The sequence below is a fragment of the Treponema primitia ZAS-1 genome, from assembly GCF_000297095.1.
GTDB classification, from domain to species: Bacteria; Spirochaetota; Spirochaetia; order Treponematales; family Breznakiellaceae; genus Termitinema; species Termitinema primitia_A.
Map to the genome: position 1 here is coordinate 1 of NZ_AEEA01000071.1, position 23,218 is coordinate 23,218.

Annotated in this window: 23 protein-coding genes; 9 read left to right on the forward strand and 14 right to left on the reverse strand. The window is 53.5% G+C overall.

What is annotated here, in order from left to right:
* Positions 1 to 9: 9 nt before the first annotated feature.
* Positions 10 to 1,341, reverse strand: coding sequence for a TolC family protein (locus TPRIMZ1_RS0112785; RefSeq protein ID WP_010260388.1), 1,332 nt, complete (start codon positions 1,339 to 1,341; stop codon positions 10 to 12).
* Positions 1,342 to 1,583: 242 nt separating this feature from the next.
* On the opposite strand from TPRIMZ1_RS0112785, the gene TPRIMZ1_RS0112790 reads away from it, so the two are divergent.
* The gene (locus TPRIMZ1_RS0112790) at positions 1,584 to 2,183 is read left to right on the forward strand and encodes a DUF1638 domain-containing protein (RefSeq protein ID WP_038078731.1); all 600 of its coding nucleotides are present in this window, start codon (positions 1,584 to 1,586) and stop codon (positions 2,181 to 2,183) included.
* A gap of 7 nt (positions 2,184 to 2,190) precedes the next feature.
* Here the strand turns inward: TPRIMZ1_RS0112790 and TPRIMZ1_RS0112795 are convergent, their stop codons facing one another.
* The 3 genes from TPRIMZ1_RS0112795 to TPRIMZ1_RS0112805 form a co-directional block, all read right to left on the reverse strand.
* Complete coding sequence (locus TPRIMZ1_RS0112795; RefSeq protein WP_010260393.1) at positions 2,191 to 3,177, reverse strand: TIGR03915 family putative DNA repair protein; 987 nt, start codon at positions 3,175 to 3,177, stop codon at positions 2,191 to 2,193.
* 177 nt (positions 3,178 to 3,354) lie between these two features.
* Positions 3,355 to 4,557: a M24 family metallopeptidase gene (locus TPRIMZ1_RS0112800; RefSeq protein ID WP_010260397.1), complete on the reverse strand. Its 1,203-nt coding sequence runs from the start codon at positions 4,555 to 4,557 to the stop codon at positions 3,355 to 3,357.
* Between the two features lies 1 nt (position 4,558).
* Positions 4,559 to 5,326: a hypothetical protein gene (locus TPRIMZ1_RS0112805; RefSeq protein WP_198429938.1), complete on the reverse strand. Its 768-nt coding sequence runs from the start codon at positions 5,324 to 5,326 to the stop codon at positions 4,559 to 4,561.
* 80 nt (positions 5,327 to 5,406) lie between these two features.
* Here TPRIMZ1_RS0112805 and TPRIMZ1_RS0112810 point away from each other — a divergent pair, with 80 nt between their 5' ends.
* Positions 5,407 to 6,018: a hypothetical protein gene (locus tag TPRIMZ1_RS0112810; RefSeq protein WP_010260403.1), complete on the forward strand. Its 612-nt coding sequence runs from the start codon at positions 5,407 to 5,409 to the stop codon at positions 6,016 to 6,018.
* A 16-nt stretch (positions 6,019 to 6,034) separates the two neighbouring features.
* On the opposite strand, the gene TPRIMZ1_RS0112815 is transcribed toward TPRIMZ1_RS0112810, so the two are convergent.
* On the reverse strand, positions 6,035 to 7,306 hold the full coding sequence (locus TPRIMZ1_RS0112815; RefSeq protein WP_010260406.1) for a putative DNA modification/repair radical SAM protein: 1,272 nt from the start codon (positions 7,304 to 7,306) through the stop codon (positions 6,035 to 6,037).
* Positions 7,307 to 7,412: 106 nt separating this feature from the next.
* Between TPRIMZ1_RS0112815 and TPRIMZ1_RS0112820 the strand changes: the two genes are divergently transcribed.
* Complete coding sequence (locus TPRIMZ1_RS0112820; protein ID WP_010260409.1) at positions 7,413 to 7,661, forward strand: TIGR03905 family TSCPD domain-containing protein; 249 nt, start codon at positions 7,413 to 7,415, stop codon at positions 7,659 to 7,661.
* Here TPRIMZ1_RS0112820 and TPRIMZ1_RS0112825 read toward each other — a convergent pair.
* The 9 genes from TPRIMZ1_RS0112825 to TPRIMZ1_RS0112865 all read right to left on the reverse strand — a co-directional run bounded on the left by TPRIMZ1_RS0112825 (position 7,658) and on the right by TPRIMZ1_RS0112865 (position 18,592).
* Positions 7,658 to 8,221, reverse strand: a complete 564-nt coding sequence (locus TPRIMZ1_RS0112825; RefSeq protein WP_010260412.1) for a flavodoxin family protein — start codon at positions 8,219 to 8,221, stop codon at positions 7,658 to 7,660. The two genes, TPRIMZ1_RS0112820 and TPRIMZ1_RS0112825, sit on opposite strands and share 4 nt — an antisense overlap.
* 29 nt (positions 8,222 to 8,250) lie before the next feature.
* Entirely contained in the window at positions 8,251 to 10,860 is a 2,610-nt protein-coding gene (locus tag TPRIMZ1_RS19825; RefSeq protein WP_010260415.1) for a PAS domain-containing hybrid sensor histidine kinase/response regulator, read from the reverse strand.
* 5 nt (positions 10,861 to 10,865) lie between these two features.
* Positions 10,866 to 11,720 carry a metal ABC transporter permease gene (locus tag TPRIMZ1_RS0112835; protein ID WP_010260419.1) on the reverse strand — a complete coding sequence of 285 codons (855 nt, stop codon included), beginning with the start codon at positions 11,718 to 11,720 and terminating at the stop codon, positions 10,866 to 10,868.
* Entirely contained in the window at positions 11,717 to 12,538 is an 822-nt protein-coding gene (locus TPRIMZ1_RS0112840) for a metal ABC transporter ATP-binding protein (protein ID WP_010260422.1), read from the reverse strand. Before TPRIMZ1_RS0112840 ends, TPRIMZ1_RS0112835 begins: the two co-directional genes overlap by 4 nt.
* Positions 12,535 to 13,428 carry a metal ABC transporter solute-binding protein, Zn/Mn family gene (locus TPRIMZ1_RS0112845; RefSeq protein ID WP_010260424.1) on the reverse strand — a complete coding sequence of 298 codons (894 nt, stop codon included), beginning with the start codon at positions 13,426 to 13,428 and terminating at the stop codon, positions 12,535 to 12,537. The genes TPRIMZ1_RS0112840 and TPRIMZ1_RS0112845 overlap by 4 nt, the downstream gene beginning before the upstream one ends.
* 10 nt (positions 13,429 to 13,438) lie before the next feature.
* Positions 13,439 to 14,716 (reverse strand): acyltransferase, encoded by a 1,278-nt coding sequence (locus TPRIMZ1_RS0112850; RefSeq protein ID WP_232616826.1) that lies wholly within the window; start codon positions 14,714 to 14,716, stop codon positions 13,439 to 13,441.
* Positions 14,717 to 14,836: 120 nt separating this feature from the next.
* Positions 14,837 to 15,757 (reverse strand): HAD family hydrolase, encoded by a 921-nt coding sequence (locus TPRIMZ1_RS19830; RefSeq protein WP_157784234.1) that lies wholly within the window; start codon positions 15,755 to 15,757, stop codon positions 14,837 to 14,839.
* Between the two features lie 37 nt (positions 15,758 to 15,794).
* A complete protein-coding gene (locus TPRIMZ1_RS0112860) occupies positions 15,795 to 17,255 on the reverse strand; it encodes a methyltransferase (protein WP_010260434.1) in 1,461 nt (486 codons plus the stop codon).
* Positions 17,252 to 18,592, reverse strand: a complete 1,341-nt coding sequence (locus TPRIMZ1_RS0112865) for a B12-binding domain-containing radical SAM protein (RefSeq protein ID WP_010260438.1) — start codon at positions 18,590 to 18,592, stop codon at positions 17,252 to 17,254. Before TPRIMZ1_RS0112865 ends, TPRIMZ1_RS0112860 begins: the two co-directional genes overlap by 4 nt.
* An 89-nt stretch (positions 18,593 to 18,681) precedes the next feature.
* On the opposite strand from TPRIMZ1_RS0112865, the gene TPRIMZ1_RS0112870 reads away from it, so the two are divergent.
* The 6 genes from TPRIMZ1_RS0112870 to TPRIMZ1_RS0112900 all read left to right on the forward strand — a co-directional run bounded on the left by TPRIMZ1_RS0112870 (position 18,682) and on the right by TPRIMZ1_RS0112900 (position 23,164).
* Complete coding sequence (locus tag TPRIMZ1_RS0112870) at positions 18,682 to 18,945, forward strand: phosphopantetheine-binding protein (RefSeq protein ID WP_038078734.1); 264 nt, start codon at positions 18,682 to 18,684, stop codon at positions 18,943 to 18,945.
* Complete coding sequence (locus tag TPRIMZ1_RS0112875; RefSeq protein WP_010260445.1) at positions 18,942 to 19,193, forward strand: acyl carrier protein; 252 nt, start codon at positions 18,942 to 18,944, stop codon at positions 19,191 to 19,193. The genes TPRIMZ1_RS0112870 and TPRIMZ1_RS0112875 overlap by 4 nt, the downstream gene beginning before the upstream one ends.
* Positions 19,194 to 19,446: 253 nt before the next feature.
* Positions 19,447 to 20,136 carry a hypothetical protein gene (locus TPRIMZ1_RS19835; protein WP_157784235.1) on the forward strand — a complete coding sequence of 230 codons (690 nt, stop codon included), beginning with the start codon at positions 19,447 to 19,449 and terminating at the stop codon, positions 20,134 to 20,136.
* Positions 20,133 to 21,128 carry a lipid A biosynthesis acyltransferase gene (locus TPRIMZ1_RS0112890; RefSeq protein ID WP_010260451.1) on the forward strand — a complete coding sequence of 332 codons (996 nt, stop codon included), beginning with the start codon at positions 20,133 to 20,135 and terminating at the stop codon, positions 21,126 to 21,128. Before TPRIMZ1_RS19835 ends, TPRIMZ1_RS0112890 begins: the two co-directional genes overlap by 4 nt.
* A 16-nt stretch (positions 21,129 to 21,144) precedes the next feature.
* On the forward strand, positions 21,145 to 21,615 hold the full coding sequence (locus TPRIMZ1_RS0112895) for a hypothetical protein (protein WP_010260454.1): 471 nt from the start codon (positions 21,145 to 21,147) through the stop codon (positions 21,613 to 21,615).
* A 4-nt stretch (positions 21,616 to 21,619) separates the two neighbouring features.
* Positions 21,620 to 23,164, forward strand: coding sequence for an HAL/PAL/TAL family ammonia-lyase (locus TPRIMZ1_RS0112900; protein ID WP_010260457.1), 1,545 nt, complete (start codon positions 21,620 to 21,622; stop codon positions 23,162 to 23,164).
* The last annotated feature ends 54 nt before the right edge of the window (positions 23,165 to 23,218 follow it).

A 23,218-nucleotide genomic window follows, 5' to 3' on the forward strand; every position in this document is an offset into this window, starting at 1 on the left:
TTGCATTTATCACGGCATACTCCTGACTAGATCGGCTTCATTGATATTGAGGGCGGATGAAAGTTCCAGCATCATTTTTTTATAGGCCAAGCGATCATCCAGAAGCTGTTGCCGGGCTTTGGTCATTTCATTCCGGCTGTCCTCCAGAACCAGGGATTCCACGGCGCCGTTCCGGAAACCCTGTTCGGTCAGCTCATAGGTTCGTTCCGCCAGCTGTACCCTGAGCTGTGATATCTCGATGTTGCCCCAGGAATTTCTAAGGTTCGTGGTAAGGGACCGGATCGCCGTCATAGCTTCATTTTCGGTATTTTTCAGATCCAGCCGCGCCTTTTCAATATCCGTGTTGGCGGTCCTGATGGTTTGGTTGGCCTTTGTCCCGGGGATCCAGCTTTCAAGGGGGATACTCAGGGTAAGGCTGCCGCTCAGTCTGTCGGAAAAATTTTCGTTTATGTCATTGCCCGAAGAATCGCCCTGCCATCGCCCAGCCAGGCTGAGGGACGGGGCGCGGCCATTCCTGGTTTTCTGCAGTTCCACAAGTTCGAGCTTTTCAATCTCCTGGCGCGCTCTGATAATGTCCGGCCGGGAGGAGAGATGTTCCCGGATCAGATCCTCCGTTTCCGCTTCAAGCCGGGTGATAGCTATTTCACCCTCCAAAATCACCGGGGTATTCTGATCCAGACCTAAGAGGACGAGAAATTTTCCCAGGTTATCCGCATAGCTTGCCTCGGCTCTGCTCAAATCCAAGTGAGCGGTTTCCGCGCTGAGCTGACTTTGCAGGTACCCAAGTTCCCCGATCATGCCGTTCCGAAAACTGGTACGGCTTTTTTCCAGCTGCTGTTCCGCCAGTTTCCGGGTCCCCTCCAGGAGGGAAAGTTTTTCCTTTTCGGCAATCAGGGAATAAAAGGTCCCGCTGATCCCTATCCCCAGGACCCGCCGGGCATTTTCGTAAGCCAATAAACTGGTTTGGTAATCCAGCTTGGTTATCCGCATCGCCGGGGAGAGGGTGGAATTGAGCTGGAAGGAAAGCCCCATGGATGCGGTATAGTTCAGGTTATCAGAGGAGCCCTGGAAGCCATCGCCGCTGAAAAGGGGGGTCCCGTAGCTCAACCCCAGGCTGGTACTGATGCCGGGGAAGAGCTCCGACCACAAACGGTTTGCCGCATATTCGGCGTTGCTAAGGTCTATAAACCGTTTCTGCAGATCGATACTGTTCTCCTGGGCCAATTCCACGGCCCGGTCCAGGTTAAGGGCTATGGGCGGAGACGATTCCTGGGATGAAACCGGGGAAGCGGAAATCAACAGAAAAAGTGCTAAAAATCCGCAAAGGGAGACTGATTTCATCTATAAAATACTCCATTATAAAACCAGGGTTATTTTACCAAAATTGGGGCCATGCCGCCAGTAGAGTATATACCCCGGATCTCTACAGAATATATCATGCAAGAACTGTGCCAAGTACTTTTTCAAGGTAATAGTATGTAATGTAGGCGGTTTTATCCCTTTCATGGCAGCCAAGGTGTGTAAAATGTTCCCGGTTCATGAATTATTTACACAGTTACCAATTGTAGTATACTGATAGAAGCATGAATAAGCAGCCAATATCCGTGTTATCCTGCGGCATTTACCGGTTGGAACTCGAAAAGATACTTCCGGAGATTCAGGCGGAGCTCGGGACCGATTTGCATATAAACTACCTGCCCCCGGCTTTGGACGTGAATGAAAACCGTTTGGCAACGGCGATCACCGAAGGTTTGCAAGCGTTTGAGCACAAGCAATCCCTGCTCCTCTACGGCCGCATGTGTCACACCGATATGGCGGGGATAACCAAGGATACGGGCGCCCTGTATCCCCGGACGGCTAACTGTGTTGAAGCTTTCCTGAGCCCGGAAAAGAAAAAAGAGATGGACGCCACGGGGAATGTATACTACCTGACCATGAGCGGGCTCAAACTTTGGCGGGAGATCTACCAGCAGGGTCACGGCTGGGATGCGGTTGATGCACGGATAAATTTCGGCTCCTTTGATAAGATCGTCGTGTTGGATTGCGGCCTTTTTGAAATTACCGATGAGGAGCTGTTTGACTTCTTCGAGTTTACCCAGGTTCCGGTTGAGGTGATGCCCATAAGCCTGGACTACTTCAAGGGCGTGGTTCTCGATATTTGCCGGAAGCTATTGGCTTCATAACCGGCGTCTACTCTCTTAGTTCCGGCAAATACTTCCAGTAACGTTTGGGCATGAACTGCCGCTGGAGTTGGGGGTTGCTCCGGCTTTCGTTATTAACAACCCTGTGGTAGTTACGCCAGAGATCTTCCCACGGGTCGTTCTTTCTGGGAGTATCGCTACCGGGGACAGCGATACTGTGCGGGGAACTCCGTTGCAAAATGCGGGGCAGATCTTCCAGGGAGATGAGCCGGGCTTCTTTGCCCGGGGCGCGGGCCAGGGCCAGGGAGCGCCGTTCATCGATGATCACCCAGGGTGTTTCCCCGAAGCGCAGGGTAAAGTGGTCCGCCAGGCCGGGAAGGACGAAATGGTCCGGGGTACAACAGGCCAGGTAGATACCGGAGGAAGCGGGTGAAAACCGGAGCAGCCCCCGGAGCCGGTCCAGTTCTTTCCAGACCCTGTAGGCGGCGCTGAGTACCGCCTGGACATCCGGGTCTCCCCGGTCGGCTGCGGCGGTTTCCGCCCCTTCGCGGGCGCCCGGGGACTTGAGGCCCCCCGGCGCGTCCTGCCCTGCGGCCAAGACCTTCCAGGCAAAACGGATAAGCTCCGCCTCTATGGGGAGTTCGCTCATCCAGCCGTGGACAAAGCGGTCATAGGCGTTGGCGGAAAGTTCGTAGAGACGCCGGGCAGCGGGTATGTCCGGAGGGGAACCGCTGCTTACAACGCAGCTACCCGTGTATACCGAAGGTTTAAAGCTTATGGTCTGGGCGGAGGATGCCGGGACCTCGCCGGATGCGGTTTCCGTACCGCGGGAAGCTTCGCTGGAAGTACCGCCATCGAACAGGTCCGGCTGGGCGGCGGGGGCTTGGGCGGTATCCACCGGCTGGGTTTTCCAGCCCTGGCGGAGGGGGCCGTGAACATGATCCGGAATGGCAGCCTCCGGGTCCAGGGACCGGCAGATGCGATCAAGAACGGTGAAGAGCCCTTCCAGGGTACCGTCGTAGGTGTATTCGATCATACCAAAAACCTCTGAACATACTATACAGAAGTTTAGTAATTATAACAAGATGCGAATTAAGAATAACCACGGACCTCACGGACTAATTAATGAATGATTCTTGCTGCCTGAATTCCCGGTGGTTTTTATGGCGACATTTTCCAATTCTTTATAATGCAAGGAATTACATAATTTGAATTATCGTTCTTGTCCGCCGACTCTGATAATATTCCGGCCGCCGCCGGTGATGCACTGCCCGCCGCCGGGGGTTACGATAAAGGTTTCTTCTACTCCGGCCATGCCGATACCGGGGACGCCCTTCTTCGGCTCCAGGGCGATTACCATGTTCTCCTCCAGGGGATCGTCAAAGCCCTTGGCGATTACCGGAAACTCGTCGACGTTGATGCCCACCCCGTGGCCCAGGAATTTTACCCGGTGTTGGTTATCAACCCCCATAAAACAGTCCCGGTCCTTTTCCGATAGGCCGGCGATAATATCCTGGTATATTTGTGAGGGTATTTCACCGGGCCGCAGCCGTTCCGCTGTCCGCCGCAGAATATCAAGGCAGAGGCTGTGGGCCGCGGCAAGTTCCACAGGCGGTTCGGCGCCGAACATATAGACCTGGGTCTTGTCGGTGTAGTACCCATGCATGCCAAAGGCGACATCAACGAAAACCGGATCGCCCTGTTTGAGTTTTCTCCCGCCGCTTCCCGACAGGGGATTCCCCGGGCTGGAACCCTTGCCGCCGCCGGGGCCGTCAAAAGCGGAGGGCAGCAGGGAATTGGTTCCAAAGCCTATCTGCCCTGCGGTCAGTTCAACCTGGTTTTGATGGAACCTCGGTATGCCGTGATAGCCCATGGTATACAGTTGACGGATCATTTCGCCCATAAAATCAGCTTCGCTTATGCCGTCCCGGAGCAGGGTAGGGACCAGCTCTTCTAACAATAGCCGGTGCTGTTCCGCAGATTGCTTGAGCCAATGAATTTCGTAGGGGGACTTTACTCCCCGGACTGTCCTAATAAGGGTGTCGAGAAAATTGATTGAACTAATCTTAAAACATTTTTTTAGCCGTTCCAAAACCACCACCGGCAGGGTGTCCCCTTCGATATACAGGGCGCCAAGATCCCCGCCGTTTTTTTCCGCCATGTCCCGGTAGCTGTTAATCTGCATAATATCGCTTAGGGGCGATTCCGCTTTTGCTCCCTGGTAACTGCGCCGTACGCCGTAGAGATAGCTCCCGTCTTTATAAATCAGCAATATCCCGTTCTGTATGGTGCCGGTAAAATAGTATTGATTAGCATTTTCAAAGATCACCGCCGTGTCCCAGCCGGGGCAGCGTTCATGCATCATGACGGTAAATTTTGCGCGGCGCTGTTCAAGTTCCTGTAGGGTCAGCTCCATCCTATTTCTTGTCCGTAAACCGGTATCCCACGCTGGTTCTTAGGGTTGGGCCTCCGGTTAAGCCCGCAAGGGTGATGTCCGAAGTGTGAAATTTGTTTTTTGTCATCTCCAGGGCTCCTGTTTCGTAGGCAGTTTGCAGCCGGAAGCTGAATAAAAGTTCGTTCCGCAGGAACAGGCGTTCTGTGAGTTGATAATCAAGGCCCGCGCCAAGGTCTACCGTAAGGGAATTCCAAGTCGAAAGGTCGTAGGAATTACCATTTTTATCCAGATCCTCGTCCAGTTCCCCCTTGGTCCGATCATGTACGGTATCTCCGTCGGGGGTCCGCTGTTCCAATAGGGCTATCTGAACTTCAACACCCAGCAAGGGAAACCATGTGATTTTTTCATTAACCCTAAAAGGGCGTTTCCCCAACAGAGAAACGCCCAAAATCATCTCCGTACCGATTCCTGTTTCATCGGAGACGCTTTCCCAGGAGCCGCCTTCAAGCTTTTGGTCCATTGTTTCCCCATAGGAGTTCTGTCCCCCCCGGAGCGATAGGGCGATTTCCGTGTAGGTTGCATCAAAAAACAGGAACCCCCCATAATTAAAGCGGTCCATGGTCTGGATCGATTTTATATTCCCGTCTATTTCGGTATCTAAAGAACCCTCAGCGTCCAGGGTGTACCGGGTAAAGGTATAACCCAGGGTACTGCCGCCTCCGGCGCTTAAAGGAAAGGGCGCTCCATGGAGACCCATGACCAAAAGGACCGTAAAAAACAAAAAGGACAAAATTTTCTTCATTTGTAGGATGTTGAACAGAATTCAGCTTTCTGTCAATATAAAATTGATTTTTTTATGAGGAGAAAGAAATGCAAAGGAAAATGATTCTTCCGGGTCTTGGAGTGGCCATTACCCTTTTAAGCCTGTTGTTTTTTACCGCTTGTTCAACGGACGGTGGTGATTGTGATTGTGATTATAATGGTGATTATAATGGTGATGATACTGATGATGATACTAGTTTTACGGTAACTATCGGGCAGGTCGAGATAACTAATATTCCTCAAACAGTAGGGGATAATGATTCTTTTAAAGTCTTCATACAGCTTTCTACAGGTACGACTGCAGCCGCCGGCTATGTTGCTAAAGGCGCTATTGAGATTGGAGATGAAACTCCCAGTGGGTTCTTCGACCCCAATGATCAGCCTTGGAGCGGTACAGGAAAATACAATGTAGCGATAGTGATCAGTCCCAGAGCGGTAACAAAATGGCAGGATATTGCGGTGTATGGCGCCCAGAACAAAACCTTTTCTTCCGGAAAAATGAGTTTTAATTTGTCTTCCCTAATAAAGTTAAATGTGCTTATGCCTTCCCAGGTTAAACAACTATTTAACGGAGAAGGGGTTACCGACCCCACTCAGAAGGGTATTATCTGCGTACCCGAGTCCGGTATTGATTATCCGCCGGAGCTAGAGAAACAATAGTTTTTTCAGTAATCATTTAAAACTCAAACAGCGGCAGCTGTAACCCCGCGCCGTCCTGGTCCGACAACATGCGGCGTATCCGTTTGGGGTCCTCCGGCCGGTCGATGTAGGAGGCGCCCAGGGTGACGAAGTACCGGGCCCGCTTGAGGCTGATCCCCAGGCGGCGCAGCCCATCGAAGCTGAGGGACCGGATCCGCCGGACTTCCAGGATGCGCCGGGCGGATGTGGCGCCGATGCCGGGAACCCGGAGCAGTTCCTCGTAATCCGCCCTTTGCAAATCTATGGGAAAGTGGTCTATGTGACGGAGCGCCCAGGCGGTTTTGGGGTCCACGTGGTGGTCCAGGTAGGGGGTGTCCTCCAGTATTTCTGCGGGGTTGAAGTGGTAGAACCGCATGAGCCAGTCCGCCTGATAGAGCCGGTGTTCCCGTACCAGGGGCGGGCCGGGAATGTCCGGCAGCCGGGGATCGCTGATCCCCCCACGGCCGGGAACACCAACGGGGATGAAGGCGGAGTAGTAGACCCGCCGCATGGAGAACTTCCGGTACAGTGCGCCGGATAGCCCGATGATGGTCCGGTCATCCTCTTCGCTGGCCCCCACGATGAGCTGGGTACTCTGGCCTGCGGGGGCAAACACCGGGGCGGAGCGGATCTTTTTGCGGTCCTCCTCATTTTCCGCGCTATTCCGGAATACATCCTCAAAGGCCCCTAGGATTACCTTTCCCGATTTCTGAGGCGCCAGGGTTTGGAGGCTTTTGTCCGTGGGCAGCTCAATGTTTGCGCTGAGCCGGTCCGCCCAGAGCCCCGCCTCGCGGATCAGTTTTTCACCGGAACCGGGGATAATCTTTAGATGGATATAGCCGCCGAAGCCCGCATCTTTCCTGAGTTTTTTGGCAACGGCGATAAGCTTCTCCATAACCATATCCGGGTCGGTAAAGATCCCCGATGATAGGAAGAGTCCTTCAATATAGTTGCGGCGATAGAATTGGCAGGTCAGGTCCACCAGTTCGTCCACCGTAAAGGCGCTCCGCGGGGTATCCGCCGAGGCGCGGTTTACGCAATAGGCGCAATCGAAGCGACAAACATTGGAGTAGAGCACCTTGAGGAGGCTGACGCAGCGGCCGTCCCCGGTCCAGCTGTGGCAGACCCCCGCGGGGAGATTCGCCCCGAAGCCCTGCCCCCGCTCGCCTTTATTTCCGGCAGGAGCGCCGCTTCCGCTGGACGCGCAGGAGGCGTCATACTTTGCTGAGGATGCCAGAACGGATAGTTTCTCTCCTAATTCCATAAACATACTATACATACGTATAGGATATTTTACAAGAGGTTTCGAGCCCGGAGATCCTGTCTCTTTTTTGAAAAAATTGGTATATTATAGTAAAATATCAGCAGGAGTTTTTATGTACGAATATAAAACCCAGGGAACCTGTTCCAGTAAAATCACGTTTGATATCCGGGATAATAAGGTATACGGCCTGTCTTTTACCGATGGCTGTAACGGCAACCTAAGCGGTATATCCATCCTTGCCGAAGGGATGGAAGCCGCCGAGCTTATCAAGCGCCTTAAGGGTGTACGCTGCGGATCGAAGAAGACATCCTGCCCGGACCAGCTTGCCAAGGCTCTTGAACGGGCGGTAAAGGCGTCTTAACGCGCCAGGGTTTCCCCGGCCTTTCGGTTCTCCGCCATTGCTTTGACAGCGGCATACACGGTTTTCCTTTTGTAGTCGTTGTTCCAGCGGTTGATGCCGATATAGTCAAAGATAACCGCTCCGGTATGGCGGCAGAAGCGGTCCATCTGTTCAAGGCAGCTGAGCAAGCCGTTGCCGGTTCCGCCGGGGGAGGCGACCAGCAGTATCTGTTTACCCGAAAGAGAGCCCGTTTGCCCAAATTCGCAGCGCCGCAGCCGGTCGAAGAAAGATTTGAGGGATTCCGCTATTTCACCCCAGTATACCGGGGTGATAAAACAAAGCTGATCCGCCTTTTTTACCGTGTCCTGGGCAGCGTCGAATCCATCCTTGCCATAGGTACAGCGATGCTGCTCCCGGCAGGTTCCCCAGCCCTCCCCGCATACGTGGCAGCGTCCCAGCTTTTCCACAAACAGGGTCCCCACAGAAGCGCCGCCGTCCTTGGCGCCCTGAATCGCTTCGTCCGTTACGGATGAGCAGAGCCCATCACCCTTAGGGTTGCCGGAAATGATAAGATAATTCATAAGTACCACCTCTTTATAAAAATAATTTTTCAGCCGGAGTTTTTCAGCCAGTCCCTGATTTCCAGGAGAATTCCAAGGGCGGCTTTAAATTCAAAGTTTTCTATCTCGCTTATAAGAGATTCGGTTTTTCCCTCAAGCGGGGGAAATACTTCCCGGATCTCCTTAGTATACGTAAGACTGCCGGTGTTTGCCCTTTCCATCAGGGGGATCAGGGTTTCCGCCAGGGCAAGGGCCCGCACCGTATCCGAAGTTCCAATACTTGACGTTCCTGCGGCGGAATCAGCAGGCACAGTATTCGTGCTGATCAGGACATCCAGTTCCTCCAGGGTGTCCTTAAGGGAAACCTCGAGTTCCTGAAGTTCCTCGGGAGGACAGCCCGGGCCGCCTTCCCCCATGGCCTTCTCGATCAGCGCCGCAGCCTGGGAAACGATATCGGCGCCGATCAGGGCTGCGGAACTTTTTAGGGTATGGGCAATGCGGTGGGCGAGTTTCCGGTCCCCCCTTCCCACTGCATTTTGCAGTTTTTCTGCGTCAGAGCCGTGTTCGCTCCGGAATGTTGTAAGAAGCTGTTTGTAAAAATCCTCGTCCCCCAGGGCTTTTTCCAGGCCCGTAAATTTATTGAGTATCACCGTACCCTGGGGCGCTGCGGCGGCGCTGTGATGATCCGCCGGTTTCGGTATGACCGTAACCTTTTCCGATGGCAGCCATTTTAACAAAGCCCGGTTCAGGGCATTGGGATCGATGGGCTTGGAGATAAAGTCGTTCATCCCCGCATTGATGAAGGTTTCGCTGGCGCCGGTTACTGCGTTGGCGCTCAGGGCAATAATGGGCAGGGCCTTGAACCGGTCCTCTTCCATGGCGCGGATACGTTTGGTCGCCTCCACGCCATCCATGCCGGGCATCATGTGATCCATAAAGACTATGTCGTAGTTTTTCTGTTGAACCATTCTGAGCGCCCCAAGGCCGTTGGCAGCCGAATCGGCCTTGATATTATGCTGGGCGAGGAAGGCCAGGGCGACCTTCAGGTTTATCTGGTTATCATCCACCACCAGTACCAATGCGTTTTCCGCACTTACCGCAAAGTCCGTGGATTCTGTCTTCTCAATCAAGGCAGGGTCCCCGGGGATACAGGGCAGGAGTACCGTAAATTCCGAACCCTGGCCGTAGACGCTTTCCAGTTTTATTTTCCCCTTCATCATGTCAACAAGCTTTTTTGTTATCGAAAGGCCGAGGCCGGTACCCAGAATGCCCCGGTTAAGTTCGCTGTCAAGCTGCTTGAAGGAACCGAAAATTTTAGAGAAGTCCTCTTTTTTGATGCCGATCCCCGAATCCTTTACGATGAAGGCGATATATTCCTGCTCATCCTCGGTAATCTTACTGACCCGGAAATCAACAAAACCTTCCCGGGTATACTTGATAGCGTTATTAACGATATTGACGATGATCTGACGGAACCGTATATCGTCACCGTAAAGCACCTGGGGTACGGCGTCATCGAAATGGGATCGGAAATCAAGTTCCTTGGATGCGGCGGTAAAGCGGCTCATGGAGCAGATATTATCGTAGAGCGCATGGAGATTGAAATGAACGGGGCTTATGTCCATTTTGCCCGCTTCGATCTTAGAGAAGTCGAGAATATCGTTGATGATCTGTAAAAGAGCCCGGGACATTTTTTTGATATCCTCAAAGTATTCCTTCTGGGTTATATCAAGGTTATCGGTACGCATAAGATCGCTCATGCCGATAATGGCGTTCATGGGGGTCCGGATCTCGTGGCTCATGGATGCCAGAAAGCGGCTCTTGGATTCACTGGCGGCTTGGGCGGCCCTGGCCTGTACCTCCATTTCCCGGGCGATCCGGTCTGCCCGCAAATCCCGGGAATAGGTCGCCATGGCATAGGCGCCTTTCCAGGGAACCCGGACCAGGGTGGTTTCCACCGGAAGGGGTTCCCCCGAAAGGGTACGGTGCATCCACTCAAACTGGGCAAAACCTTCGGTAAAGGCGACCGTATCCAGGTGTTCCATTTTTTTCATGCTCGACATTCCATCGCTCTGGAATGGGGGGCTTAGTTTTTCTATGTGCTTTACATACTCTTCTTCGTTTGAAAGCCCGAACATCTTTAGGGCTGCACTGTTGCAGTCCAGCAGTGCTCCCTGTTCGTCCCAGAGGGAACAGGCCAGGGGCGTAGCATCCAGCATGAGCCGGGTCCGTTCATCCGCATCCCGTATCTCCTTCAGGTTGGCCAGGGTTTCCCGGAGGTCCCGGGAATAGGCCGCGATATAATAGGTGTTTTTCATGGGAACCCGAACCAGGGTTAATTCAACCGGCAGGGGATCGCCGCTGAGGGTGCGGTACAGCCAGTTAAAGCGCAGGTACCCTCTTTCCAGGACTTCCCGCAGCAGCTCTGCGGCCTTTTCCCGGGAGAGCCTGCCGTCGCTCTGGAATTCCGGGTTCAGATCGCTGAACCGGTCAACCAGTTCCGATTTTTTGGAAAGGCCGAATATCCGCAGCGCCTCCTTGTTGCAGTCAAGGATATTGTTTTGGATATCCCGGAGAGAACAGGCCAGTGGGGCGGCCTCCAGCATGATCCTGCACAGGCTTCGAGCTTCCCGGTTTTCCCGGAACTTCTTGAAAAACATACCCTTTACCCTCCGTGCTTCCGGTTTCGAATAACCCGCACCGCCCCGGCGCTAAGAAAGACGATTCCCGCCAGTATTACTACCATTGCCCCCACGGGAAGATCAAAGCTCCACCCCAGGACCAGACCGCCGGCGGAAAACAGCGCCGAAAACCCGCAGCTTATGAGCATCATCCCCCCTAAGCTCCGGGCGAAGTACCCCGCGGTTCCCGCAGGCAGGGTGAGCATGGCGATTACCATCACTATCCCTACGAAGGTCTGAAGTAATACTATTGCTGCGGCGGTAACCGTGAGCAGGGCCAGGAAAATCATGTTTGCGGGGACCCCCCGGACCCGGGCGAATTCTTCGTCAAAGGCGCAGGCCTTTAGCTGGGGATAGAAGCGCCAGGCCAGGAAAAGAACAAAAACGTCCAATATCGCCATGAGAAGAAGATCCCTTTTTGATATGAGGAGTATATTTCCGAAGAGGTAGCTGGAGGGGTCGGTATATCCCGCAGTCTTTGCCATAAAAAGTACCCCGATGCTCATCCCAATGGCCCAGATGGCGTTGATCACCGTATCTTCCCGCTGCTTGGCCTTTAGGGATACTGCGCCGATAATACCCGCAGAGATAATCGCGAAGATCAGCGCCCCCGCTATGGGGGGGAAGCCCGGGATGATCTTTGCCGCCGATAGGTAGAGGGCCATGCCGATCCCTCCCAGCACCGCATGGGAGATGGCCCCGGCGAGGCTGGCGATACGGCGGACCGTGACCATCGCCCCCAGCACCCCGAAGAGTACCGATGAAAGGATCCCCGCCAAAAGGGCGTTCCGGATAAAGGGGAAGTCCGCGTTAAAGAGGGCGTCGAAAAAGCTTATCATTCTACATCCTCGGACCGGCGATCTGCCGGATCACACTGATCCCCGGGTATACTTTCCCCGTGGATAATTCGGGCGGTTCCCAAAGACGGAGCGCCCGCTTCTTCCGCTTCGGTGCGGTGCTGTACCACGCCGTATTCGGCCCCTGTTTCACGGTTCCCCATACAGAGAACCCGGTCGGTCAGGGCGGACACAAACCCTGTGTCATGGGTCACGATGAGGACCGTGGTATTCCCCTTGAGTTTTCCCAGGGTGGTAAAGAGCCGTTCCTCACTTTCCCTGTCCATATTGGCGGTAGGTTCGTCCAGGATAAGAATCTCCGGCTTGGCCGCCAGGGCCCGGGCTACCAGGACCCGCCGCCGCTGACCGCCGGAAAGGGCCGCGTAGGACCGGTTCGCCAGGTCTGAAATCTCCGCTTGTACCATGGCCTCCTCCACCGCCGCCCTATCCCCGGCGCCAAATTTCCGGGAGAGGGATGTCAGACGGCCCATCTTTACCGCCTCCCACACCGATATGGGGAAGGAGGGGTCGTAGGCGGACTGCTGGGGTACATAGCCCACCCGGTTCCGCTCGCCCAGGGTGGAGCCGGCGCCGAAGAGGTCAATTTTTCCCGCCTGTGGCTGTTCCAAGCCCAGAAGCAGTTTTAGTACCGTTGTTTTTCCCGAACCGTTGGGACCCACCAGGGCAATGAATTCCCCCTGGTGAATATGAAAGCAAGCGTTTTCCAGGACCTTGAAATTGCCGTAGGAAAAGGAAACACGATCAAACCGAAGGCTTATCTTCCGGTCCGCAGGGTGGCTTAGTACCGAATGTTCTTTCACTTGACGGTCTCCTCGGCGTTTTTTTGCAGAACTTCGCCCATGGTACGGATATTGGCGAGCCAGTCCGGGGCCAGGGGATCCAGGGTGGCCAGGATTGCCCCTGCCGCATCGGCGGTGGTTTTGGCGGTGCTGACCGGAAATTGTGCCTGGACAAAGATCGCCACAGCCTTTTCTTTCTTAGCCCTTTCTATGAGAAGCTTTAAAGCCCGGGGTGTGGGTTCCTTGCCGCCGGTTTCCACCGCCTCCTGGATTATGCCGAATTCGTCTAAAAAATAACCAAAGGCAGGGTGGTACACAAAAACTACCTTCCCCCGCAGGGGGGAAAGTTTTTCTCTTAGGGCGCCGAATTCCTGATCCATATCGTCGGTGAGTTCCCGATAGTTTTTTTGGTACAATGATTCGCCGTCCGCATCCATATTGATTAAAGCATCCTGTATATGAGCTGCCATGATCCTTGCCGGTTTATGCCCCAGCCAAATATGCCGGTCGATGGTATCCCCGTGATCATCCCCATCCTCTAAACTCCGGAACCGTACCCCCTGGGTTCCATCGACAATGGAGAGATCCGGGAAGAGGGCCTCCACCTTTGGCCTCAGGGCAATCTCAAATTCCGTGTTCGACAGGACCCAGACCTTTGCTGCGGCAAGAGCCGCCATTTGTTTAGGGCTTGGCTCGTAGTCGTGGGGACTCTGTCCGGGGCCGACCAGGGTCATAATCCGTACCCGGTTTTCTGCTATGCGGGAGGCAAAGTAGCTCTGGGGGAGTATGCTCACCACCAGGACTGGCCGATCATCGGTCTTGTCCCTGCTGTCGTTTTTTCCCCCGCAGGCAGCAACAGTAAAGGAGAGAATCACGGCTGAGCACATAAAACGGAAAAGCCCTTGTTTCATTCCTTCTAATTTAATCCGCTTTGTTCACTTCTTCAATACAGCCCATGTAGGCTTTTAGCAGATCATCCATGGCCGACTGGATGGCGCTTTTCCGGTCCCGGTTATATTCAGGAAGCCTGTCCGTAAGGTTTATCGGTTCCGCAGCCTGAATTATCACACGCCGGGGATAGATATTGATATTCCGTGTGGCGTAGGAGCCTCCCATGGTTCTGTTGGCAAGATCCCACAGGTTCTGGGCGTATTCTATTTTCAGGTGCAGGGGACTTTCCTCCTCCGGTATGGGGGAACGGAAATACCAGAGAAAATCCACCAGTTCTCCGTGACGGCCGGCATACCAGGCTTCCCCCGCCCGGAGATCCAGCAGGGACCGCTCCACCTGGGATAGTCCGTCCAGGCTTTCCTGGCCGGGCAGGTAGATCCGGTCCCAGGAGATTTGGCGGATATTGTATACCCGGTTCATGATCCCGTCCGCTGCGGGACTGATCCCCAGGATCTTCTCCGCCTTATCCAGGGCTGCCTCCATGATACAATTCATCCTTTCTGATATATCCCGCTTTTCATCAAGCGGAAGGCCGTAGCGTATTTCATTTTGGGTGATAAGGTAATCCCGGCAGTTCCGCAGCCTGAGGGTAAAGTCCGGCAGCCCGTCTTTTTTATAGCGATCCCGATACCCGGTAAAGCGATCAAGCCTTTTCATCAGCCAACTGAGGCACATTTTCCCCCACGCACCATAGCGAAAATGGATGGATATCGGGAGGATTTCCACAGGGTAGGATTTCCCTTCCTTTCTAAGCTGATCCGCCGAATGGAAACCTATCCGCATGGTCCCCTGTTCCAGGTTGAGGATCTGTTCGGTGTTGTAGGTAACCTGTCCCTCCGGCGCAATGGCTATGGGGTAGGGCCCTTCTTTCATAGCCTTAAATATCCGAGTCATGCCCTGGGAATCAAGCTTGGTGTGGTGGATCGGCATGCCGCCAACCCGGGGCATTACCAGCCGGGCCACCCAGCCGCCCCAGCGAAGTACATCGTACCCGTAGATAAAAAGCGCATGGGGCGATCTGGCAAAGGGAAACCCCGCTTTTTTAGCCAGGCCCCGGAGACGGAATAAGATAAACCAGGTTAGAAGCTGGGGTTCCCCCCCATTGGGATGGCGGAAAGCCAGGATACACCGGCTGTCCCCCCGGAGGGCCCGCTGGAAGGCCCTAAAAAAATGTGTATCCCCCCGTAATACTATCCGGGCAATGCCCAGAAAAATAAAAAGGTAGATCCGGGCCAGGAGTTTAATCAAAAAAACAATCCACTTTGAGATCCGCGGCTGTGGTACCTTAATATCCGGAAAGGCCCACATTACCGGCGCGGAATACGGTTTATACATATCCGCTTATAATATAACGGGAATAGGACTCCTTCAAGCAGTTTCGGCCAAAAGAGCAGACAGATCCTTCAGGTTCCGTATAACCCTGTCCGGACGGACACCTTTAACCCGGCTGTCCCCTTCCCGTAAGCGCAGGGAACGGTAGTCCCCGGCGAAAAGGGCGGTCTTAAACCCCGCCCGGGCGGCAGCCGAGATATCGTTGAGCATATCATTTCCTATATATAAGGCATTTTCCGGTTCCAAGCCCAGGGATTTTAGGCGCAGGACCGCGGGGCTAAAGAGATTCGGCGAAGGTTTTGCTTCCCCCAGTTCGAAGGAGTAGATCAACAGTTCCGGATCAAAACCCAGGTCCTTTGGGGGTGCGTTGAAAAAGGCCTCAAACAGGAGGGGGGTAAAAAACTGGGCGTTAGAGATGAGCCCCAACCGGATCCCCCGGTGTTTCAGGGTTCCTATGATATCCCGGGCGCCGGGCATGGGGTATGCCGGATTAACCGCCAGTTCGTAACGTAGGGCCAGTTCCTGCACTGACATGGTTGGCGTTTCCCCGTACCGGTTTAGGAATTCTGCCCAGATTTCCTCCACCCGCAGCTCCGGGTAGTCGGTTTTTTCACCCAATTCTCTGTGCAGGCGTAGGACTTCCCGGTGGAAGTGCTCCCGCAATTCCTGCCCAGTGCAGCCAAATTCCCCGGCTAGAACCTCCAATCGGCCGTCGCCGGGGACAGATCTTCCGGCGGCTCTGTCAGAAACGGCTCCGGTTCCACCGGAGCTGGCAATATCACCGGCGGCGGAGGTGAAGAGGGTACCGTATACGTCAAAGATCACCGTATGAATGCCCGTGAGGACGGCCCTGCCGGGGAACAGCAGGGCTTCCAGATACGCCGGCAGGGCGGGTGGCGGGAGAAGTTCGGGAACCGGGCTTTCCTGGATCAGGTGTAAGAGGCCGGGATCAGCCATACCATTAATTATAGAAGTCAGGCCATTGAATGACAAGTTATGCTCCGGAGCGAAAGCACAGAAGCGAATAGCTGTTTGACCCAAGCCCATGGTGGGCGCAGGATAATTCAAACCCGGCCTTCTCAATTGCCCCGGTGAGTTCCGCGAAACGGTACATTTTGCTGTTACCGTTTGCCATACAGGTAAAGTAAAGGGATGTGGCCTGGAGGGAGTAGGCGGAGGCTTCAAAACGCTGCATGTCCCAGAGGGGTTCCAGCACATAAATAGTGGTTGCGGGGGTCACCGCTTCGTGGATTTTCGCCAGTATGGCGGTAACCTGGTCCAGGGAAAAACAGTCCAGAAATTGGCTCATCCAGATTGCATCGGCCCCGGTGGGGAAGCGGGCGGCGGGATCAAGCACGTTGCATGGGTACAGTTCAATGCGGTCCCCAAAGCCCGCGTCGGCGGCGTTTTTTTCCGCCGCCGCAGTCTGGCCGGGGAGGTCTATGATGGTGACCCGTACCTGGGGATCATGGGCGCAGCACCTGATAGCCCACTTCGCCGTATTGCCGCCTATGTCAAAAAGGCGGCGGGGCGGGGAGGCAAACACAATAGGAAGCGCTTCGGGAAAGGCGATATCGGAATAAAAGTGATCAAATTCAAACCAGCTTTTTTTTGCCTGCTCCGGTAAAGTGGCGAGGGCTTCATAAATAGTGTTCCAGTTTTCCCCAAAGACCGAAAGGCCCCGGGGCTTTTCGGATCTGACGGATTCGCATAAATCATAGGCGCCCTGATAACAGATATCGTTGACAAAATTAAAGTTGACCCTGGTCATGTCATCTTCCAGCAGGAACCAGCCAATCTTGCCCAGAACAAAGCGTTCCTTCCCTACGCCGGGCCGGAGCTTGAGGACATTCATGCCCAGGGCAATCTCCGCCAGAACTCCCACGCCGTATGGGGAAACGCCGGTCTGTTCCGCCGCTTCTTCCCGGGTGAGCCCCGCATCGCCGGCATCGGATATTTTTTGCAGAATCCCCAGTTCCAAGAGCGCCCGCACCGCCTGAAAGGTCAGGGGCGCAAAGGCGATCTTCAGGGCTTCAAATTTCGCGTCCACCGCACGGATTTTATCAACAGTATAAGTGTGCATAGCCTTCGATGCGGCGCCGAACAAGGCCCGTACTTCCTCCGCCCCCAGCTGCCGGTAGGCCGGTGCGGCATTGGCGCTAAAGGTCACTTCAAAATACGCTTCATCGTAAAAGGAAAGCTTTGAATTGGTATCCGGGTTGCACTCCAGGTAGACAATTTTACTGCTATCCAGACCCTTGGCTTTGCAAATCTGGTCCGCCAGGGATTGGGCGGCATAGGTGACGGAGGTGCCGGGATTATCCTGGTAGAGCTCGGTAACAATCACAAAGGTTTTGCCCGGTTTATCAATGATTTTAAGGCCGCAGGCTGAAGGTACATCCCACTGCCCCTTAAAGTGAAAGATTTCGTCGTAGTATTTATCCGATACGTTCATAATTTCTGACCGGAATTTGTTCCAAGGGAATTTATTCCACGGGAACTTGTTCCAATGGAACTTGTTCCACCGGTTCTTATCACGTCCTTTCCGAAAGATTTGTGGATCAGTTTCCGGTTCCGGGGGCGATAGGTCCCTTCCTCCATTTCCCGGCTTACCACGTTAAATAAAAGCTGGAACATTTTTTCTTCCTGGGATTCTTCTTTGTAGAAGGCTTCCCAGGCGTAATCGTAGAGCTCCTGAAGCCGCTCGGGGCTCATGTGTTTGGGCTGGTACACCACCTGGCCGGCGTTGTAATGGTTCCAGTCGTGGTCAAAGATACGCCCCTGCCGGAGCAAATCGTCGTAGGCCTTGGTATGGGGGAAGGGGGTAAGTACGGTAAATTCCGCTAAATCCAGGTTAATCCCCAGGAGGAAATCGATAAGCCGCTTAATGTCGTCTTCGGTCTGGTTATCCAGGCCCAGCAAAATGGTCCCCTCCACCCCGATGCCGTGGTCGTGGTAGCGTTTCACCCGTTCCTTGATGTAATCCGAGGTATCGTAGATAGCCTGATAGACATACCATGCTCCGGCCTTCGCCGCCAGGTCGAGGATTTCCGGATCATCCTCTATGGTGTGGCTAATCCACTTCTTTTTGAAGGGGGCCATCTCCCGGAAAAGCTCCTTTTCCCATTCCTTGTTTTGGGCCAGGGAATTATCGACGATAAAAAGCCGGTTATTATCGATGGAGGCAAGCTCCTCCAGTACCTTGTCCAGGGGACGGGGGCGGAAATTACGCCCCCCCAGGTAGGTCACCGCGCAGGGGTAACAGCTAAAGCGGCAGCCCCGGGAAGCATGGAAGAGGTCTACCATTTGGACCCCCTTGTGGTTGTAGAGTTCCCGTTTGTAGAGGTCCCGGCGGGCGGGCCCCACCGATTCTATAGGGGGGTGCTGCAGCATGAAGTTATACACCTTTTTCAAACCGCCGCAGCGCCAGTCTTCCAGAACCTGCTCCATCCGGCCTTCAGCTTCCCCTAAAAATACAGAATCGGCGTGGTTCATGGTTTCTTCCCCATGGAGCATGGCGGAAATACCGCCAAAAATGACCTGTTTACCCCGCCGGCGGTACTCGTCGGCTATTGCCCAGCCCCGTTTTACCTGGGTACTCAACATCATGGAGATGGCTACCAGGTCGCAGTCTTCATCGAAATTTATCGTTTCCACATTTTCGTCGGTAAAGGAAACTTCCGCATAGCCGGGCAGCGCCTGGGCAAAAACAACCGGCCCGTGGGGGGGCAGATTAAACGTGGTTTGTCCTTTTAGCTTCTCCCATTGGGGATAAATCAATTTTAATTTCATTTTTGGTGATCCTGGTACGGATCTTGACACATTATAGTAAAAAAGGATAGGTTTAAACATTGTTTTTCACCGTGTTGGTTGGGGGCCGGATGGACGATCTGAAATTTCAAATAAAGGAATTAATTGTAAACGCCCTTGAGTTGGAGGATATAAAGCCCGAAAACATCGCCGATTCGGAACCGATATTTGGAGATGGGTTGGGGTTGGATTCGATTGATGCCCTGGAGCTGGGTGTGGCCCTTAAAAAGAAATTTGGTATAAAATTTTCTGCGGAAAGCGAGGATAACCGGAAGCATTTTGCTTCGGTGGATGCACTTGCGGCATATATTATTGCGGGAACTGGCGGATCATGACAAAGGATGATATTTTTGAAAAAATAAAGGAAATTCTTATCCAGGAATTTGAGATCGATGGGAAGTTGATAAACCCCACTGCTTCTCTTTTTGCGGATTTGGATTTTGATTCCATAGATGCGGTGGATCTTATCGTCAAAATGAAACCCTATGTTTCGGGTAAAATAGATCCGGAACTTTTTAAAAACACCCGTACGATTCAGGATGTGGTCGATATTCTTTTCCCCCTGGTACAGGAAGTACCTTGAAGGTCTTCCTGTACATAGCAGCCGCGGTTTATCCCCTTCTGGTATTTTTCTTTTTGGTGGTTTTAAAAATACCCCTGCGGTTTTTCTCGATTTTTGTCATCCTGGTAGGTTTTGCCTATTTTCTTCTTTGTACATCTAAAAAAAAAAGGGAATTCCTTGGAAACAGCTTTTAAGCGCCTTCCTTCTTTTGGGGGGCGGCTTTTTATGTTTGTTTACTAATTCTTCTATATATATAAAATTGTATCCGGTTTTTATGAACGGGGCCCTTCTGGCGGCCTTTGGCAGTACCCTCTTTGCCCCTCCAACCATGATCTTCCGGTTTGCGACTCTCCAGGATAAAAGCATCAAGGGTTCCCTGGCGGAAAAGCGCATAGAGGCCTATTGTCGGAAAGTAACCTGGATTTGGTGCGGATTTTTCGTTCTGAACGGGGGAATCGCCTTTTATACGGTGTTTTTTGCATCCGATGCCCTCTGGTCTATCTACAATGGGGGTATTTCATATATTCTTATTGGTATTCTTTTTGCCGGGGAGTTTCTTGTACGAAAAATGACGGATAAAAAAATGCCCAAGGACATGCTGCCCCATGGGGTTATCGTAAAAAAGGTTCTCCATCAAACCGAAGATGCGGCCTCGGTGGAATTGTTCATCCCCGCAGAGTGTGAATACTTCGATGATCATTTTCCTGAATTTAAACTCCTGCCCGCTGTGGCCCAGTTTGACCTGGCGATACGTCTTGGGGCTCATTTTTTCGGGACCCCCCTTTTATTAAAAACATCTAAGCGGATCAAATTCTCCAACCCCATATTTCCCAATACAAGGGTGGTCTTGGTATTGAACTATAAGCGGGAGCCGGGATCCCTGGGCTTTAAAATAATCAGCCCCTCCGGAGACGCCAAGATCTATGCCGGCGGAACCCTGATCCTGGACGGGACTGAACCATGAAGCGGACTTACTGGTCTGAGCATCCCGGGGCAGAAACAGCGGTCCATTGGTCGGAACAGAAGGAACAGACCGTCGGGTACTGGCATGTCAAGCTTATCCTTGTCATCTTTAGGATCTGCCCGGTAATCATCATGCGCCTCATCGCCTTTCCGGTGGCCTTTTTCTATTATGTTTTTTCAAAACGGGCCCGGGACAATTCCCGGCTTTTTCTTTCCAGGGTTGCCGCCTGTTATGCAGAAGATGGAAAGCCCTTCACCCTTCACATCTTCCGGCATATTCTGGCCTTTGCCCTGACGATGATTGAAAAAGTAGAATCCTGGGGGGGCAAGGTAGATTTAAGCCGTATCCATTTTCAGGATGATGATATTGGGGATTTACGGGAACGGTTGGATCGGGGGGAGGGGGCAGTGCTTATCTGTTCCCACCTGGGAAACTCGGAACTCCTGCGGGCCCTGGCCAGCTTTAACCGTACCGGCCTTTCCCGGGAGGTGCCGGTCAACGGGATCGTGGATTTCAATGTTACCGCCTCCTTTAACCGGATGCTCCGGGAACTCAACCCCGATGTAAGCCTCAGGATGGTAGGTGTCAACGATATAGGCCCGGATACCATCATTATGCTTCAGGAACGGCTCACCGCAGGGGAACTGGTGACCATTGCCGGGGACCGGACTTCGGCTAATACCCGGAACAAGGGCTTTTCCATTCCTTTCCTGAATAACAGCGCGCCCTTTACCTATGGGTCCTTCTTCATGGCCGCCATACTTAATGCGCCGACCTATTTTGTGTTCGCCTTCAGGCAAAAGGATATATCCCTGTCGTCCCAATACGATATGCATGTCCATAGGAGCCCCATACGTTTTGACTGTTCCCGCAGGGAACGGGAAGGGCGTATTGAAGAATTGGCCCGTTTATTTGCCCGTAGGCTTGAATCTTACTGTAAACAGCACCCCCTGCAATGGTATAATTTCTATGATTTTTGGGCGAATGAATGATACATGGAGGAAACCGGTGACCGGCGGAAACATTGAACGGGATGAGCTGCTTACACTCCTGCCCCATAAGGGTAAGATGTTCCTCCTCTCCCGTATTTTAGCCTATGATACCAGTGAGCGTACTCTGAGCGCGGAATATGATATTACCCGGGATTGTCTGTTTTACGATCCCGAGCTTGGGGGTGTGCCCGCCTGGGTGAGCTTTGAATTCATGGCCCAGAGCATTGGCGGCTTATCGGGGCTTTCAAGCCGTGAGAGGGGGGAGCCGCCCAAGATGGGCTGTATCCTAAGTATTTCAAATATGGAAATACAGAAGCCCCTTTTAAAGGCCGGAACCACGGTGCGCATCTCTGTTAAACAAGATTGTATGGTTGAGGGGCTTTTTATCTTTGACTGTACCGTATTCCTGGAGGGAACCGAGGCGGCGGCGGCGAAACTTACGGTTATGGATGTGAATGACCTGTCTGTGCTTACAAAAGGAGCATGAGTGTATGGAAACTTCTCCAATACAAATAGGTAAAGACCGGCTTACCATTGAAGGTCTGGTACGTGCGGCGAAGGGGCAGGGGAAGATCCTCCTCTGCGGGTCAAAAGAATTCGAAGCGAAAATTGATGAGGGCGCAGCGTTCCTGGACCGGACACTGGCCGAACACGGCGGTATTTACGGGGTAACCACCGGCTACGGGGATTCCTGTACGGAAATTGTTACCCCCGAGCATTACTACGATCTGCCGGTACGCCTGACCCGCTACCACGGCTGCGGCCTTGGCGCGTACTTTGACAAGGAAACCACCCGGGCGATCATGATCGTCCGGCTCAACACCCTGGCCCAGGGCTTTTCCGGGGTCAGCATGGATCTGCTGCGGTATATCGCATTTTTTATCGAACAGGATATCCTGCCCCTGATTCCGGAAGAAGGCTCCGTGGGCGCTTCCGGAGACCTCACCCCCCTTTCATACCTTGCGGGGGCTTTAATCGGCGAGCGGGATGTGCTGTATCAGGACAAGATACGCCCTGCCGCGGATGTACTGAAGGAGCTGGGGAAGCCCCCCTACCGGTTCCGCCCAAAGGAGGCCATCGCCATCATGAACGGAACCGCGGTGATGAACGCCGTGGCGGCCCTTGCCTTTGACGGGGCGCGGTACCTGGCGGATCTCTCCTGCCGTATTACCGCCATGAACTCCGTGGCCATCAAGGGGAACGCCTATCATTTTTATAAGCGCCTCTTTGAGGTTAAACCCCATCCCGGCCAGGCGGAGGCTGCACGGCGGATTCGGGAATCACTCAAGGAGCAGTCCGAGGAAGACCGGCTCCGGGGCATCGTTCCCGAACGGATACAGGACCCCTATTCCCTGCGCTGCGCCCCCCATGTGATCGGCGTTTTCTATGACGCCGAGGATATGCTGCGCCGGCTTATCGAGACCGAAATGAACAGCGCCAACGACAATCCCATTGTGGATCCGGAAACCCGTTCCGTGTACCACGGCGGCCATTTTTACGGGGGACATATCTGTTTCGCCATGGATGCCCTCAAGAATATCAGCGCAAACATCGCCGACCTGATGGACCGGCAGCTTGCCCTCATGGTTGACATAAAATTCAACCGGGGCCTTCCGCCGAATCTTTCGGGCTCCAAGGAAAGTTTTGCCTACAACCACGGCTTCAAGGCCGTCCAGATAGCCGCCTCCGCCTGGACCGCCGAGGCGCTGAAAAACACCATGCCCGCCAGCGTGTTTTCCCGCTCCACCGAATGTCACAACCAGGATAAGGTGAGCATGGGTACCATCGCCGCCCGGGACTGCATCCGGGTCAATGAACTGACCGCCCAGACCCTGGCGGCAGCGCTCCTTGCCGCAGCCCAGGCGCTATACCTCAGGCTCCGGCAGGGCGAGCTGAGTTCAGAGGCAATGCGGGGCGTGGAGCGGACCTATAACGAGGTACTATCCTACTTCGCCCCACTGGAAGATGATCGCCCCCTGGATACGGATCTGCGGAAGACCGTAGCATTAATAGAAGAAGCTTTCTTTTCGGTCTAAGGTAACGGTTTCATCGGCTTTCTAAATTTTTTTATAGAAATCCCAAATTCAACC